Here is a 15076-nt window from a genome sequence, read left to right as displayed (position 1 = left end):
TATCTTCCTTCTAAATTTGTAAAGAATTATTGCATAGTCTGACAAGAAGAAAAAAAAGAACAATTTTCTGATATAAGATATGGTAGTGAAGTTTTCAATGTACAGATAAGATAGGACAAGAAAAAATGCTTTACTCAACCTTATTAACACTTGGCCCCAATACTTTTGACTGGAGCCCTAAAATTGCCATAATTATGATTATCTGTAATATTGTAGCCATCGCCTTTGCCAAGTTCACAGTTAAATACCCTAGTGTCGGTCCAGCCATGCCTGGTTCTAACTTTTTTGGTGGTTTTGGAGTAGCTGGCGTTTTGGCAACTACAAGCTTCGGTCATATTTTAGGTGCTGGTGTGATTCTTGGGTTGGCAAATTTAGGTAGCCTTTGACATCCTCTCAGGCTATTATAGATGGGGAAAAACCGAGCAAAAAGCCAAGGCAGGGTTGACGTTTTGCTGGTGCAAAGTTCTGTTAACACAAGCTTGTGCACCCACCCTTCTTATTCCCTTATTAACAAGGGGGTAAGGGCTGTAGTGTCTATTGTTTTGTCTCAGACTGCCCGCGTGCGACTAATTAATTAATTAATATTTAGCATAAGACTATGTATTCAAAAAAAGTAAATCGTTACTCGCTTATGGGCAAAGCTTTAAACTCAATTTTTTGTTAAGTTAACTATTGTTCAATAGTAAAAAAACATGGGAACCAGAGAAGCATCTTTTTTATTAGGAATATCCCGGCAACGTTTATTAGTCCTATTAGCTCAAGGAAGAGTGAAGGGAGCTAACAAAAACGGTAGGTTCTGGGAAATAGAAGTTTCTAAAAGTGGAATGCCTGTAATAATTCCGGCTCGACGGGGTCCGAAAGGTATATGGCGTAAGCAAAAATCCGCCAAACCCAAAATGATTCATGTCAATCAAAGTAAAATTAAAAGAAATATAGGTAAACCTCCTGAAAAACTAGAACCTGTCATTTCTGTCAAGCACGGCGATCGTAACGATTATGGTTATGACTTATATATTCAAGGTCCTTGCCGAATCGTTTATCGACCTTATGAACCAGCAGATTGTGGCGCTCGCTTATGGATTAATACTTATAATCCTGTGGAATTTTTGAGGCCTGCTCGTTAACTTAAACGTTCGCCAGGTAATTTACCTTACCCGACTCGTTTTCTGAACCGGACGTGAGACTTGCACCTCCAAATCGGCTCCTCTACTATAGCTCCCAATTCAAGGGTACATCCTTAACTGCTTTCAAGTCGTTGGCAGTTCCGGAGTCCTGGCAATATCGGTGTAACAATTGTTTGTTTTTATATATGTTGTTACCGCCTTTAGACTTGAGAAAATAGAACATTGAGGCAATTTAACTTGAGAGTAACCTCAAGGAAATTTATGCTGTTTGGTTGTGGAAAATTTTTACCACAAACTCCTCAACTAAAACCCAATATCATCCAAAGCCACTTGAGCCGCTTCAAATAACTCATTATCAGAAACATACCGCCAATCCGTATCTCCAATTTCCTGATAAAAAGTCTGATCATAAGCACGAGTTTGAATTACCACAGGCATTGGTACCGCATGACCTAATACCAAAGCTTGCTGTTTAGAATCCAACTTTGCCAAAACAGACCTCAAACTATGACCTCCAGAAACTCCTGTAAAAATAGAATCAATATCCTTATCATCATTCAACAAAGCTGTAATTCTCGTACCAATTTGAGACATAACTTCCGCATCTATTCCCGAAGGTCGCTGGTCTACAACCAATAGAGTCACAAAATATTTCCGCATCTCCCTAGCTATCGTACCAAAAATAGTTGAACGTACTATCGCAGGATCAAGAAAACGATGAGCTTCCTCAATAGTTATAACTAATGGTTGAGGGCGATCGCTCGGATTTTTAGAACTCAAAAATTTATCTGCTTTCCGTACATAACTATTATGAATTCGGCGAGTAATCATATTAGCTGCCAACATATAGGAAAGCATATTTGACTGGGAACCAAATTCAATAATAACGTGCTTACCTGCATCTAAAGATTCTAAGATTTCTTCTATATAATTGTTGGTATTTTTTGTCTGCATATATTTCAGATTATCCAGTCGTAACAACTTTCTTTGCAACGACATAATCGAACCTTTATGACCTCTTTTTTCATCACAAAATATTTGAATATCTTCATTAGTCATTGCCAATAATTTAGTAATCCAAGATTTACCAAATTCACTGCGGAGAATATTTGCACTATCAATACTTGCCTCAGATAAATTTAACTCCCGTTGCACTAACCCAATATCTTCAACCTCAATTTGGTTATAACTTAAATACAGGTCTCGTGCATCATGCACCCCTCTACGTCTAGTAGATTCTGGGTCAAGCGTCCAAAGTTCGACTCGATCGGGAAATAATTGTCGTAAACCTTTTACAGTATTAACTTGTTTTCCTTCTGCAATTGCTTCCCAACCATATTCGGAGTGCATATCAAAAATTAAATTTACGGCAGCACCTTTCCGAATAATGCCAGATAAAAGTAAACGAGTCAGAAAAGATTTACCAGTTCCCGACTTACCAAAAATCCCATTACTTCGTTCTACAAATCTATCTAAATCTAAACAAACAGGTACATCCATATCAATAGGTTTACCCACAGCAAAATTCCGGCGAGTCGGGTCGTCTTCCCTGCCAAAAACTAAACTAAAATCTCTGACACTTGCTTCAAATACTTGGGAAAAATGACTAGGAATAGTTTTGACTGGCATTAATTTAATTTGAGAACTGCTTTGAGCTTCAAAGGATGCTAAATTTTGGGTTGACTTTAATTTTTTTTGATTATCATTTGTGTTGTTGAAATTGAAAGAGTCTGGTAATTGTTCTGGAGCAATAGCTAACATTAACATTGGAGCGAGTTCGATAGTTCCGTAGGTACTACCTCCAGCTAAAACAGATTGCAAAAAATCATCTGTGGGTAGGGGTGGATTAATCATTATTCGTTCGCTAGATGTTCCTAATAAAACATCGGTTAGCATACAGAAAAAATGGGCGCGTACTCCTTGTACAACTAAAAATTTACCAACCCGCATATCTTCTACCAATACGTCCGGGTGGAGTCGTACTTCTAATCCTTGACTGAGGGAACCTTGAATTACTGAGCCTAATGGTCTTTCAAAATCCATGTAAATTACTTGATTATTTTGGGGTGCTATATTAAATTATACCATTTTTATTAGCTATTGAGAAAGCAAATTAACCCACAAAGCAACAAATAAACTGGGTTGATTGCTTGATTAAGGAAGGCTTTTAATCTGAATTATTTAATTATTAATTATTAGACATCTCCAAAATAAAAATTAAGGTAAAGTTCTAGTGATAAATTATATATACGCTGTCCCCAAATGAATAATGTATTAGAATATCTTTATAATCATCCAAGAGAAACAAAAAGGATTATTGGTATTACAGATAAACAACTCATAAAATTAATAGAAAATACTCAAAAAATTGAAGAAAAAAAAAGACAGGCGATCGCCAGTAAATAAAAAAGATTAATTAAGGCAGAAGGAGGCAGAAAAAAAACCTTAAAAGTCGAGGAAGAAATCATCTTAACTTTATGCTATTTACGTCATGTGCCCACATTTGCTCATACTAGGAATATCTTTTAGTGTAAGCTCATCAACAGCAAATAATATTTTTCAGGCTTGGGATAGACATATTACAAGATTTATTACCTTGTAGTTTATTTGAACAATTCCGAGAAAAAGAAGATGAATATTTTTGGATACAAAAAATTTTAACTGAACTTGAATTAATTGTAGATACTACAGAACAGAGTATATATAGGCCAGATGACGATAAGAAACAGAAAAAATATTACTCTGAAAAAAAGAAAAGTCATACATTAAAAAACCAGATAATAATTACAGAAAAGGGGACAGAAATAGTAGATGTAATTGTGGGATAAAGAGTGCCAGAAAGCGATGTAAATTTACTCATAAAACAACTTTCAAAATTTGATAAAAAACCAAAATTTCAGGGAGATAAAGGAGATCAAGGAGCCGAGAGAACTACAATACCCAAAAAAAAGCCGAGAAAACAATAATTGCCAGCAGAAATCAAAGAAGATAACTTGAAATTAGCCCAAAAAAGAAAGAATATTTGTAGAGCATATAATAAGGCTAATAAAAATATTTGGAATGGCACGAGAAAGATTTAGATTAAAAGATAGTAATTATGAAAAAGTAATTTTAACAATATGTGGTTTAGTAAGATTAAGAATAGGAGGATTTTTATTAGTATAAATCATGGCTTGTGACGAAAAAGAAAACAAGAAAAAACTGGATAAAGATGGTGAATAATTAACAAGAATTATCTCTAATACTCTAAAGTGCGTAAAAAATGACTATCTGGAGGATTTAGCGATCGCTCCCTAAAAAATAGTTACAGTAAGGGAAGTGAGAATTTTTGGAGATATCTATTAGACATCTCCAAAATAGAAAATAAGATAAGATTGTAATGTTCATTTACAATTTTATTTAGGTAGCTATACCAATCAATAAAACTTTAGAGTACATTCATAATTATCCGAAAGAAACAAAAAGAATTATAGGGATTACTTATGAACAGCTAACACAATTAATAGAAAATGCAATTATCAAAGAATCAGAAAATTTCCAGGTAATTGCCGAGAAAGAAATAAGATTAATTAAACCAGGTGGAGGCAGAAAAAAGACTTTAACTAAAACAGAAGAAATATTTTTAACGCTATATTATTTAGATCATATACCAACTTTTCAATTATTAGGAATAAATTTTGGGGTTAGTGAATCAACAGCCAATAATATATTCCATTACTGGATAAATATTTTACCAGATTTATTACCAGCTAGTTTATTAGAAAAAGTCAAAAAAAAGAAGATGAATTAGAATGGGTAAAAGAAGCGTTAATGGAATTAGAATTAATAGTATATAGCTCAGAACAAAGTAGAAAAAGACCAAAAGAATCTGAAAAACCAGAAAAATATTATTCAGGAAACAAGAAAAATCATACCTTTAAAAATCAAATAATAACGACGCCAAAAGGAACAGAAATAGTGGATGTAATTATCGGAGAAAGGGGACCATTAAGTGATATAAATTTATTAAACAAACAACGGGAAAAATTTAAGGATAATCAATATTTTCAAGGGGATCAGGCAGATCAAGGAGCAGAAAGAACAAGCACACCAAAAAAGAAGCCAAGAAAAAAAGAAATGTCAGAAGAAATAAAAGAAAAAAATCAACAAAAAGCCCAAAAAAGAATATTCGTAGAACATGTAATTAGATTACTAAAAATATTTGGAATTGCGAGAGAAAGATTTAGATTAAAAGAGAAAAGTTATGAGAAAGTAATAATGGTAGTATGTGGATTAGTGAGATGAAGAATAGGAGCATTAATATTAGTATAAAAAGAAGATAATAAATTAAGAGAATAAAGTGAAAATGGGGGGAAATAAATGTTGAATTAGTAAGAGAAAATATCTCAAAGATTTATGATTGCGTATTTTAGGACCAAAGATGCTTGATATGGCAACTAGGCTAAGATCAAGTCAAGGAAAGGCCTTGTTAATTTTTGGAGATGTCTATTTGGTAAAATATTTTAAGCACACTTTTTATTTGAAAACATTCTTTTTTTACCCTTGGTATAAAATCAAAGTTAAGTTTCTTTTATCGTAAGTATTCAGGTGTAGGGATTGACAAAATCATCCTAATTACTCAGAGATAGTATGGGAGAGATAATTCGTGAGAACGCGATCGTACTGCCAAAGAAAGCGATCGCCTAAAGAAATCAAGAACAGAGCGACCCTGAACGCGACAAGACTGTATGACGCCTAACAATGTTGCCGAACGACGAAATCCAGGAGAACCACCAGCTACTTTACCCTTGGTCACTTGCGTTTGGCAATTACCTTTCCGCCCGATTATTATCGGGAGGTACTTGAGGATGTTCAAGGAAATACCACCATTGATGAGATTTGTCTCTCTCACCTCACGGGGTGACAAGCTAGTTGAAAGCTATATATAGAAAGGGATTTGCCTTCGTAGACTGAAGAATATTTCAACAAAAAGAAAATGCTTATTGAGAATGGATGGGGTGTAGTGCGTTGATTATTTATTCATTTTAAAAGTTTTTTGAAATAGTTAAAAATATGATAAAAAAAGGTTACTAATTACAAATAAAAATCAATAAAAGGTGAATATATTAGGCTTTTATCAAGACCATATTAAGGAAAAATTGAGTCCATCTCAATTAGTAACATTACAAATATTATTATACTTAATATCTGTACATAAAACTGTGCAAATATCAAAACTAAGTAATTATTTTCCCCTACCAATAAAATTAGAAAGTAAGGGAAAACTTATGCGAAATATTTTTAACTATCAAGGAATTAAGTTTGCCTTTATTCTGGTTTCCTTGGGTCAGAATAATGGTAAAAAAATTATATGATAAAAAAGGTTAATAATTACAAATAAAAATCAATAAAAGGTGAATATATTAGGCTTTTATCAAGACCATATTAAGGAAAAATTGAGTCCATCTCAATTAGTAACATTACAAATATTATTATACTTAATATCTGTACATAAAACTGTGCAAATATCAAAACTAAGTAATTATTTTCCCCTACCAATAAAATTAGAAAGTAAGGGAAAACTTATGCGAAATATTTTTAACTATCAAGGAATTAAGTTTGCCTTTATTCTGGTTTCCTTGGGTCAGAATAATGGTAAAAAAATTATTCGACTTTCCCTCAGAATTAGTATTAATTTTAGATAGAACTCAGTGGCAAAATACTAATATATTAATGATTAGTTTAGCTTGGAAAAAGAGAGCTTTACCTATACATTGGAAAATTTTAACTCATAAAGGAGCTAGTAATTTAGCCGAACAAAAAGCAGTAATTCGTCCAGTTATAAGATTATTAAAATGCCAGAAAATCATTCTGACAGCAGATAGAGAGTTCCACAGTATTTTTCTATGTTATTGGTTGAAAAAATATCAAAAACAAGATGTATACTTTGTTTTGAGAACAAAAAAATCGACGATGATTAAACGAGGAAAAAAATATTGTAAACTCTCTGAATTACCAGCAAACATCGGTGAATGTAAACTATTTTTAAATCAAAAAATTACCAAAATTTTGAGAGTAGGAACATATAATTTACTGATATATAAAAAACCAAAATATCGTGACAAATCTGTTTCCGAAAAATGGTATATTTTAACTAATCTATCGTTACCAGGGAAAATTAAAAAAATATATAGCCAGAGAATGGGAATTGAAGCAATGTTTAAAGACTATAAAACTGGTGCTTACAATCTAGAATCAGCGAAAGCCAATGAAACGAGATTGAATAATTTAATTTTATTAATAGCTATTTCTTATGCAATTAGTTCATTTCAAGTCCAAAAAATTAAAAATAAAGGGGTTCAAGAATATATATCAAGAACTAATGAAAAAAGTAGAAAAGAAAGAAGGCACAGTAGTTTTTTTGTATGATTATCTAGGATGTATTGGGCAATAAATGATGATTTTATCTGGGGATTAGTAGAAAATTTAATGAGGCTTAATCCTCATAAATTTCTATATTATCACAGGGGCATAAAAGCGATGAATATAGTGGTTAATTAGACCGTAATTTTTGATTAATAATCAATTAATTCATGTGAGTTTTTTCATAATATTATTCTCCAGTGCAACTTGAATTATTATTCAATTTAGTTAGGGGGTGTAGTGTGTTCGCGGATCGAACGCACTACACCCCCTTAATTCTCAATAAGGATTTTCTTTTAATTGAATTATTCCTCAGTCCCAGAACGCAAATTCCTCTCTATACATAGCTTTCAACTAGCTTGTCACCCCGTGAGCTCTTAAGGACTTCAACAACAGCCCTGCTACATAACCTGCTTTGGCACTCCAAGTCGAAATTGCCTGTTTAAGCCGCACCTTGAAAGATTCGGCCCAAGAAGCATAAGTAGATGCTTCAAGAGTTTCACCCCACTGTGTTGAGTAAAGGCTTCATCTATCCAGGAAAGAAATGCTTCTCCCAAAGCTTTCTGATGGGCTTGCTTCAGACGAGTTACTTGCTGAAAATGTCGTTGTAGATGAGCTAGACATTTCTGCTGGGCTACGACTCGGTAGCTGTTGTAGACACTAAAATCGTCAGAACTCAGCACTCCCGAAAAACTTTGACCAAGTAGATATTCCAGTTTGGCTCGTGAACGAGTATCTCCGGCATGAAATAAACTATATTTTTCGGACGATATTACCCACATCCATTCTTTTACTCCTTGTACCAACCATGGGGACTCATCCACATGAACTTGAGGTTAAGTTTTAACCTAATCTTTTAGTTCTTGTACTTGTGGGGTCAGAGCTTCAGACACTCTAAGGGTGGTGGCAACCAAAGTTCCTCAACTTACCTCTATTTTCCCAAACTCTATCAACCATTTTTGTTGTTTTTCATAAGACAAATGGCTGTAGTGCCCCAACTATACCAACATTGTTTGTAGGTTTACTGATAAATCTTGTCCTGGAATTACATTTTCTTTCTGGTAATTCCCCTGATACTTGTTCTCCAAACTTTTGACACAATCGCCGCACTTTACCAATAGTAAGGGCAATCATGCATATTTTACAGGAGATGCTCTTTTGACAAAAAAGAGAATTTCAGACCTAAAAACGGTATTGAAGCCATTAATTCTGACTCCTGACTCGTGACTCCTAAAAAGTACCCTAGCTATAGCAATCCTAAATAGGTCGCAACAGATATAATAGTAAGAATAACATCTCCAGTCAAAATACAAAGTAATGAATATTATAGATGAACTAGACGATTTTATCAATCACACATGCATAGTCAAAAGAAATAAAAAGAGCCTTAGCTGTAAAAATGATTTTGTCGGGAAAATCCTATCATGAAGTCAAAGAATTATTAAATGTAACTCAGCAGTTTAGAAAGCGAATGGAAAAACCAAGCACTGTTTCATGGCAAGTGAAAGTTTAAAGCTTCAATTATATTGGAACACAAGGTTACTTAAAGGCCGAAGAAAAAGAGCAAATAATTGAGTGGGTGAGGGCACAAAATTACCTAAGATTGTCAGATTTACAAAAATATTTAAAGAAGCAATATGATGTAGTTTTTGAGTCTAATCAAAGTTATTATAACTTACTCAAAGAAGCAGGAATAACTTGAAAAAAAACTCCCAAAAAAATCCCGCTAAAAATGATGAATTAGTGAAAGCAAAAAAAAAGAAATAGAGGAATTATTGACTAAATGGCAACCAGAAATAGAATCTGAAAATCTTACAGTGTTTATGATTGATGAATGTCATCTATTATGGGGTGCTCTATATAGCTATACTTGGGGAAGAACAGATAAAAGAATAGAAATTCCGATCAAAAATGAAAAAGAAAGACAAACTTATTATGGAGCCAATTATTATCAAAATAAGGAATTCATTGTGCAAGAATATAAGAATGGAAATACTGAAAAAAAGAATGAATTTGTTAAATATTTACAAGAGCAAAGACCAGGAAAAAGATTGGCAATATTTGGGGACGGTGCAACTTATCATAACTCTCAAGAATTTCGAGAATATCTGATGTTAATTAATCAAGATTTACCTGAAGAAGAATGGTTGATAAATTGTACGCTTATTTGCCCCAAATGCTCCTGAACAAAACCCTGTTGAAGATATTTGGTTGCCAACTAAAAGTTTCATCAGACAATTTGATCATCTTTGCAGTTCTTTTAAAGTAGTTAAGTGGCTATTTAAGTTTTTTGCAGATGGTCAAATATTTGATTTCCCAAAGCTTTTTCAGTATGGAATTTTGCCACAATCTATTTAGGATTGCTATATTTGTAGCAAACATTTATTAAACTGGTATTAGACCCAATTATTTTGATAAATAGGGTAGTCTTTTGTAGCCAACATTTTCAAATTGGTATTATACAGGTGCAGAAAATGGAGAATAGACATCTCCAACAATACTCAAACGCTTATACTAACTATTTTTAGTGGAGTGTTAGCTCACCTTGAAGATAGTTAATTTGTACAGTTTTATAGGTATCAGAGACACTTTGTGTTACTAATTCAAATATTTATTGGACTTTAATTTATTCTTTTTATCTCAGCTTTTGATGATTTTTACTAATATAAATAAGCCATTTTTAATCGCACTAAACTACATATTTTTAAAAGTACTTTTTGATCATTATTATTTGTTTAATCTGAATCTTTTTCGAGGAAATCTAAATATTTTAATTAATCTTATTACATGTTATAAAAATATTCTTTTTTTTGCTTTTTCTTGATTTTATTCTTTAATTTCTGGTGGCATTTCTTTTTTTATTGGTTTCTTTTTTTGTGTAGTAGTTCTTTCTACTCCTTCATCAGCTTTATCTCCTTAAAATTTTTGTTTTTTATCAAATTTATCCGGTTGTTTTCTTAATATTTTTATATCACTTACTAAACCTTTTTATCCTACTATTATATCCACTATTTCTGTTCCTTTTGGTATCGTTATTATTTGATTTTTAAAAGTATAATTTTTCTTTTTTTATATTTTATATTTTTCTTGGTTTTTATATTCACTTGGTCTTCCTCTACCTTGTTCTGTACTATCTAAAATTAATTTTAATTCTGTTAATATCTCCTTTACCTATTTCTATTTATTTTCTTTTTTTTTACTTCTTCTAATAAACTTGCTAGCAGTAATTCTCTGAGAATATCTATCCAGTAATGAAAAATATTATTAGCACTTAATTAACTTATACTAAAGTTAATTCCTAATGTTTTAAAATTGGTATTTGATGTAAATAAAATCATGTAAAAATGAAAAATATTATTGGCAGTTGATTCACTCATACCAAAGTTAATTCTTAATGTTTGAAAATTTGGTATTTGATGTAAATAAAATCATGTAAAAATTATTTATTCTTCCTTTGTTAAATTCTTTTTTCTGACTCCAACTGCTTTAATTAATCTTTTTTCTGTTTTGGCGATCGCCGACCTTTTTTATGATTCTATTTTTGGGGCATTTCTTATTAATTTTATTAGCTTTTCATAAGTAATACTAATAATTCTTTTTGTTTCTTTTAGATAATTATAAATATATTCTAAATTTGGATTCATTTGGGAGACTATATACATAAATGGTTTTGATAATTTTACCTTATTTTTTATTTTAGTAAGTGTATGTTAGCACAATTTGTGGTATGATATTTAGAAGAAATTTATTGATAACTTAGTATTTGGTTATATTAAGGGCTCGCCTAGCAAATAAACTTTTAATTTTTAGTAGGCAAAAGCGCAATATTTCTGATATTAATATCCATTGCTGACTACTTATATGAACATATCACTACATATATAGGACTACCAATAAATCAACTTATTAAAAAACTCACATGAATTAATTTATTGTTAATCAAAAATTACAGTCTAATTAACCACTGTATTCATCGGTTTGAGTCCTCTTTGATAATATAGTAATTTATGAGGATTAAGGTCCATTAAATTTTCTACTAATTCCCAGATAAAATTATCATTTATTGCCCAATAAATCATAGATAATCCTACAAGAAAACTACTGTTTCTTCTTTATTTTCTAACCTTTTTATTAGTTCTTGATATATATTATTGAACCCCTTGATTTTTAATTTTTTTGGACTTGAAATGAACTAATTGTGTATGAAATAGCTATTAATAAAATTAAATTACTTAATCTCATTTTATTAGCTTTAGCTGATTCTAGATTGTAACTACCAGTTTTATAGTATTTAAACATTGCTTCAATTCCCATTCTCTGAATATATATTTTTTTAATCTTTTTAGGAGATGATAAATTGGAGAGAATATACCATTTATCTACAACAGATTTTTGACGATATTTCTGTTTTTTATAATTGAGTAAATTATATGTTCCTACCTTCAAAATTTTTGGGAATATATGGTTCAATAATAGTTTAGTTTCACCGAAATTTACTTTTAATTCTGAGACTTTACAATATTTTTTACCCCGTTTAATTATCGTCGTTTTTTTCTGTCTAAAAACAAAATATAGATCTTGCTTCTGATATTTTTTCAACCAGTGGGATAGAAAAATACTATGGAACTCTCTATCTGCTGCCATCATAATTTTCTGACCTTTTAATAATCTTATAACTGGACGAATTACTGCTTTTTGTTAGGTTAAATTACTAGCTCCTTTATGAGTTAAAATTTTCCAATATAATGGTATTTCCATCTTTTTCCCAGCTAAACTAATCATTAATATATTAGTATTTTGCCACTGAGTTCTATCTAAAATCAATACTAATTCTGAGGAAACACTAAATAAATTTTCTATTATTTTTTTAACTAAAGGAAACCAAAATAAAGCTAGGCTTAACTCTTTTCAAGTCAAAAACCTTTGTATATGTTTTCTCTTACTTTCTAATTTTATTGGTAGGGAAAAATAATTACTTAATTTTGATATCTGTACAGTTTTATGTACTGATACTCACGTATAATAATATTTGTAATGTTATTACTTGAGATGGACTCAATTTTTGCTTAATATGGGCTTGATAAAAGCCTAATATATTCACTTTTATTGATTTTTCTTTGTAATTACTAACCCTTTTTTATCATATTTTTAATTATTTCCAAAACTTTTTAAATGAATAAATAATCAACTCAGATGGTGGATAAGAGTGAATTGGCGATCGCTACCTCCCAAACTCAAAATAGCATTCTTTATAAATTGAATTATTATTCAATTTATTGTCTCAAATTATTACTATATCTAGCATTAAGCTTACTTGTCTACCCCGTGAGCCCTAACCCACATCCTAAAAAGAATAATTATCATTAGACATCTCCAAAAATTCTCACTTCCCTTACTGTAACTATTTTTTAGGGAGCGATCGCTAAATCCTCCAGATAGTCATTTTTTACGCACTTTAGAGTATTAGAGATAATTCTTGTTAATTATTCACCATCTTTATCCAGTTTTTTCTTGTTTTCTTTTTCGTCACAAGCCATGATTTATACTAATAAAAATCCTCCTATTCTTAATCTTACTAAACCACATATTGTTAAAATTACTTTTTCATAATTACTATCTTTTAATCTAAATCTTTCTCGTGCCATTCCAAATATTTTTATTAGCCTTATTATATGCTCTACAAATATTCTTTCTTTTTTGGGCTAATTTCAAGTTATCTTCTTTGATTTCTGCTGGCAATTATTGTTTTCTCGGCTTTTTTTTGGGTATTGTAGTTCTCTCGGCTCCTTGATCTCCTTTATCTCCCTGAAATTTTGGTTTTTTATCAAATTTTGAAAGTTGTTTTATGAGTAAATTTACATCGCTTTCTGGCACTCTTTATCCCACAATTACATCTACTATTTCTGTCCCCTTTTCTGTAATTATTATCTGGTTTTTTAATGTATGACTTTTCTTTTTTTCAGAGTAATATTTTTTCTGTTTCTTATCGTCATCTGGCCTATATATACTCTGTTCTGTAGTATCTACAATTAATTCAAGTTCAGTTAAAATTTTTTGTATCCAAAAATATTCATCTTCTTTTTCTCGGAATTGTTCAAATAAACTACAAGGTAATAAATATTGTAATATGTCTATCCCAAGCCTGAAAAATATTATTTGCTGTTGATGAGCTTACACTAAAAGATATTCCTAGTATGAGCAAATGTGGGCACATGACGTAAATAGCATAAAGTTAAGATGATTTCTTCCTCGACTTTTAAGGTTTTTTTTCTGCCTCCTTCTGCCTTAATTAATCTTTTTTATTTACTGGCGATAATTTTTTGAGTATTTTCTATTAATTTTATGAGTTGTTTATCTGTAATACCAATAATCCTTTTTGTTTCTCTTGGATGATTATAAAGATATTAGACATCTCCAAAATAGAAAATAAGATAAGATTGTAATGTTCATTTATAATTTTATTTAGGCGGCTATACCAATGAATAAAACTTTAGAGTACATTCATAATTATCCGAAAGAAACAAAAAGAATTATAGGGATTACTTATGAACAGCTAACACAATTAATAGAAAATGCAATTATCAAAGAATCAGAAAATTTAAAGGTAATTGACGAGAAAGAAATAAGATTAATTAAACCAGGTGGAGGCAGAAAAAAGACTTTAACTAAAACAGAAGAAATATTTTTAACGCTATATTATTTACATCATATACCAACTTTTCAATTATTAGGAATAAATTTTGGGTTTAGTGAATCAACAGCCAATAATATATTCCATTACTGGATAAATATTTTACCAGATTTATTACCAGCTAGTTTATTAGAACAAGTCAAAAAAAAGAAGATGAATTAGAATGGGTAAAAGAAGCGTTAATGGAATTAGAATTAATAGTAGATAGCTCAGAACAAAGTAGAGAAAGACCAAAAGAATCTGAAAAACCAGAAAAATATTATTCAGGAAACAAGAAAAATCATACCTTTAAAAATCAAATAATAACGACACCAAAAGGAACAGAAATAGTGGATGTAATTATCGGAGAAAGGGGACCATTAAGTGATATAAATTTATTAAACAAACAACGGGAAAAATTTAAGGATAATCAATATTTTCAAGGGGATAAAGAAGATCAAGGAGCAGAAAGAACAAGCACACCAAAAAAGAAGCCAAGAAAAAAAGAAATGCCAGAAGAAATAAAAGAAAAAAATCAACAAAAAGCCCAAAAAAGAATATTCGTAGAACATGTAATTAGATTACTAAAAATATTTGGAATTGCGAGAGAAAGATTTAGATTAAAAGAGAAAAGTTATGAGAAAGTAATAATGGTAGTATGTGGATTAGTGAGATGAAGAATAGGAGCATTAATATTAGTATAAAAAGAAGATAATAAATTAAGAGAATAAAGTGAAAATGGGGGGAAATAAATGTTGAATTAGTAAGAGAAAATATCTCAAAGATTTATGATTGCGTATTTTAGGACCAAAGATGCTTGATATGGCAACTAGGCTAAGATCAAGTCAAGGAAAGGCTTTGTTAATTTTTGGAGATGTCT

Annotated in this window: 18 protein-coding genes and 2 pseudogenes; 13 read left to right on the top strand and 7 right to left on the bottom strand. The window is 30.9% G+C overall.

The annotated features are described in order from the left end of the window. Positions 1-125 precede the first annotated feature (125 nt). Positions 126-386: a photosystem I reaction center subunit PsaK gene (gene psaK / locus TERY_RS23390; RefSeq protein WP_011614096.1), complete on the top strand. Its 261-nt coding sequence runs from the start codon at positions 126-128 to the stop codon at positions 384-386. 306 nt (positions 387-692) lie between these two features. Beyond that, positions 693-1124 (top strand): hypothetical protein, encoded by a 432-nt coding sequence (locus TERY_RS23385; RefSeq protein ID WP_011614095.1) that lies wholly within the window; start codon positions 693-695, stop codon positions 1122-1124. Between the two features lie 303 nt (positions 1125-1427). Here TERY_RS23385 and TERY_RS23380 read toward each other — a convergent pair whose 3' ends face one another. Beyond that, positions 1428-3167 carry a helicase HerA domain-containing protein gene (locus tag TERY_RS23380; protein WP_011614094.1) on the bottom strand — a complete coding sequence of 580 codons (1740 nt, stop codon included), beginning with the start codon at positions 3165-3167 and terminating at the stop codon, positions 1428-1430. A gap of 219 nt (positions 3168-3386) precedes the next feature. Here TERY_RS23380 and TERY_RS37835 point away from each other — a divergent pair, with 219 nt between their 5' ends. From TERY_RS37835 to TERY_RS29205, 4 genes are all read left to right on the top strand, one after another. Then, the gene (locus tag TERY_RS37835; protein ID WP_370496210.1) at positions 3387-3530 is read left to right on the top strand and encodes a hypothetical protein; all 144 of its coding nucleotides are present in this window, start codon (positions 3387-3389) and stop codon (positions 3528-3530) included. 143 nt (positions 3531-3673) lie between these two features. Continuing rightward, positions 3674-3952, top strand: a complete 279-nt coding sequence (locus TERY_RS35570; protein WP_370497331.1) for a transposase family protein — start codon at positions 3674-3676, stop codon at positions 3950-3952. A gap of 581 nt (positions 3953-4533) precedes the next feature. Further along, the gene (locus TERY_RS29210) at positions 4534-4914 is read left to right on the top strand and encodes a helix-turn-helix domain-containing protein (protein WP_370497329.1); all 381 of its coding nucleotides are present in this window, start codon (positions 4534-4536) and stop codon (positions 4912-4914) included. A 20-nt stretch (positions 4915-4934) separates the two neighbouring features. Then, entirely contained in the window at positions 4935-5408 is a 474-nt protein-coding gene (locus tag TERY_RS29205; RefSeq protein WP_011614093.1) for a transposase family protein, read from the top strand. A gap of 334 nt (positions 5409-5742) precedes the next feature. Here TERY_RS29205 and TERY_RS34065 read toward each other — a convergent pair. Then, a pseudogene (locus TERY_RS34065) lies at positions 5743-6010 on the bottom strand (IS66 family transposase); the annotation flags it as partial. Between the two features lie 210 nt (positions 6011-6220). Here TERY_RS34065 and TERY_RS35565 point away from each other — a divergent pair. From TERY_RS35565 to TERY_RS23360, 3 genes are read left to right on the top strand one after another with little or no spacing between them, the layout of a single operon-like run. Next, a complete protein-coding gene (locus tag TERY_RS35565) occupies positions 6221-6478 on the top strand; it encodes a hypothetical protein (RefSeq protein ID WP_011614091.1) in 258 nt (85 codons plus the stop codon). Positions 6479-6517: 39 nt separating this feature from the next. After that, positions 6518-6808, top strand: coding sequence for a hypothetical protein (locus TERY_RS31625; RefSeq protein WP_011614133.1), 291 nt, complete (start codon positions 6518-6520; stop codon positions 6806-6808). After that, positions 6756-7532 (top strand): IS4 family transposase, encoded by a 777-nt coding sequence (locus tag TERY_RS23360; RefSeq protein ID WP_052845866.1) that lies wholly within the window; start codon positions 6756-6758, stop codon positions 7530-7532. Before TERY_RS31625 ends, TERY_RS23360 begins: the two co-directional genes overlap by 53 nt. A gap of 395 nt (positions 7533-7927) precedes the next feature. Here TERY_RS23360 and TERY_RS26575 read toward each other — a convergent pair whose 3' ends face one another. Together TERY_RS26575 and TERY_RS34060 are read right to left on the bottom strand one after the other, a co-directional pair. Next, positions 7928-8350 (bottom strand): IS66 family transposase, encoded by a 423-nt coding sequence (locus TERY_RS26575; RefSeq protein ID WP_063823355.1) that lies wholly within the window; start codon positions 8348-8350, stop codon positions 7928-7930. A gap of 145 nt (positions 8351-8495) precedes the next feature. Continuing rightward, a complete protein-coding gene (locus tag TERY_RS34060; protein WP_155994602.1) occupies positions 8496-8660 on the bottom strand; it encodes a hypothetical protein in 165 nt (54 codons plus the stop codon). A 143-nt stretch (positions 8661-8803) separates the two neighbouring features. Between TERY_RS34060 and TERY_RS34055 the strand changes: the two are divergent. Further along, positions 8804-9884 (top strand): annotated as a pseudogene (locus tag TERY_RS34055) (IS630 family transposase). Positions 9885-11479: 1595 nt separating this feature from the next. Here the strand turns inward: TERY_RS34055 and TERY_RS37830 are convergent. Together TERY_RS37830 and TERY_RS31610 are read right to left on the bottom strand one after the other, a co-directional pair. Further along, positions 11480-11605, bottom strand: a complete 126-nt coding sequence (locus TERY_RS37830) for a hypothetical protein (protein ID WP_370496206.1) — start codon at positions 11603-11605, stop codon at positions 11480-11482. 88 nt (positions 11606-11693) lie between these two features. Beyond that, a complete protein-coding gene (locus tag TERY_RS31610; RefSeq protein WP_370497327.1) occupies positions 11694-12200 on the bottom strand; it encodes a transposase in 507 nt (168 codons plus the stop codon). Positions 12201-12719: 519 nt separating this feature from the next. Between TERY_RS31610 and TERY_RS35560 the strand changes: the two genes are divergently transcribed. Then, complete coding sequence (locus tag TERY_RS35560; protein ID WP_196797155.1) at positions 12720-12893, top strand: hypothetical protein; 174 nt, start codon at positions 12720-12722, stop codon at positions 12891-12893. A gap of 510 nt (positions 12894-13403) precedes the next feature. Here the strand turns inward: TERY_RS35560 and TERY_RS35555 are convergent. Continuing rightward, a complete protein-coding gene (locus tag TERY_RS35555) occupies positions 13404-13532 on the bottom strand; it encodes a transposase family protein (protein ID WP_081432574.1) in 129 nt (42 codons plus the stop codon). Between the two features lie 472 nt (positions 13533-14004). Between TERY_RS35555 and TERY_RS26560 the strand changes: the two genes are divergently transcribed. Next, complete coding sequence (locus tag TERY_RS26560; RefSeq protein ID WP_011614087.1) at positions 14005-14379, top strand: transposase family protein; 375 nt, start codon at positions 14005-14007, stop codon at positions 14377-14379. A gap of 20 nt (positions 14380-14399) precedes the next feature. After that, positions 14400-14873, top strand: a complete 474-nt coding sequence (locus TERY_RS26555) for a transposase family protein (RefSeq protein WP_011614086.1) — start codon at positions 14400-14402, stop codon at positions 14871-14873. The last annotated feature ends 203 nt before the right edge of the window (positions 14874-15076 follow it).

Source organism: Trichodesmium erythraeum IMS101, assembly GCF_000014265.1.
Taxonomy (GTDB): Bacteria; Cyanobacteriota; Cyanobacteriia; order Cyanobacteriales; family Microcoleaceae; genus Trichodesmium; species Trichodesmium erythraeum.
Note: the sequence above shows the minus strand (reverse complement) of the source record. Positions and strands in the feature narration are given on the sequence as shown.

Excerpts from the sequence above, each read along its gene's own strand:
- TERY_RS26555 (WP_011614086.1), top strand. The coding sequence starts at position 14,400 with ATGGAATTAGAATTAATAGTAGATAGCTCAGAACAAAGTAGAGAAAGA.
- TERY_RS23360 (WP_052845866.1), top strand. The coding sequence starts at position 6,756 with ATGGTAAAAAAATTATTCGACTTTCCCTCAGAATTAGTATTAATTTTA.
- TERY_RS29205 (WP_011614093.1), top strand. The coding sequence starts at position 4,935 with ATGGAATTAGAATTAATAGTATATAGCTCAGAACAAAGTAGAAAAAGA.
- TERY_RS23385 (WP_011614095.1), top strand. The coding sequence starts at position 693 with ATGGGAACCAGAGAAGCATCTTTTTTATTAGGAATATCCCGGCAACGT.
- TERY_RS26560 (WP_011614087.1), top strand. The coding sequence starts at position 14,005 with ATGAATAAAACTTTAGAGTACATTCATAATTATCCGAAAGAAACAAAA.
- psaK (WP_011614096.1), top strand. The coding sequence starts at position 126 with ATGCTTTACTCAACCTTATTAACACTTGGCCCCAATACTTTTGACTGG.
- TERY_RS37830 (WP_370496206.1), bottom strand. The coding sequence starts at position 11,605 with ATGATTTATTGGGCAATAAATGATAATTTTATCTGGGAATTAGTAGAA.
- TERY_RS23380 (WP_011614094.1), bottom strand. The coding sequence starts at position 3,167 with ATGGATTTTGAAAGACCATTAGGCTCAGTAATTCAAGGTTCCCTCAGT.
- TERY_RS34060 (WP_155994602.1), bottom strand. The coding sequence starts at position 8,660 with ATGATTGCCCTTACTATTGGTAAAGTGCGGCGATTGTGTCAAAAGTTT.
- TERY_RS37835 (WP_370496210.1), top strand. The coding sequence starts at position 3,387 with ATGAATAATGTATTAGAATATCTTTATAATCATCCAAGAGAAACAAAA.
- TERY_RS35560 (WP_196797155.1), top strand. The coding sequence starts at position 12,720 with ATGGTGGATAAGAGTGAATTGGCGATCGCTACCTCCCAAACTCAAAAT.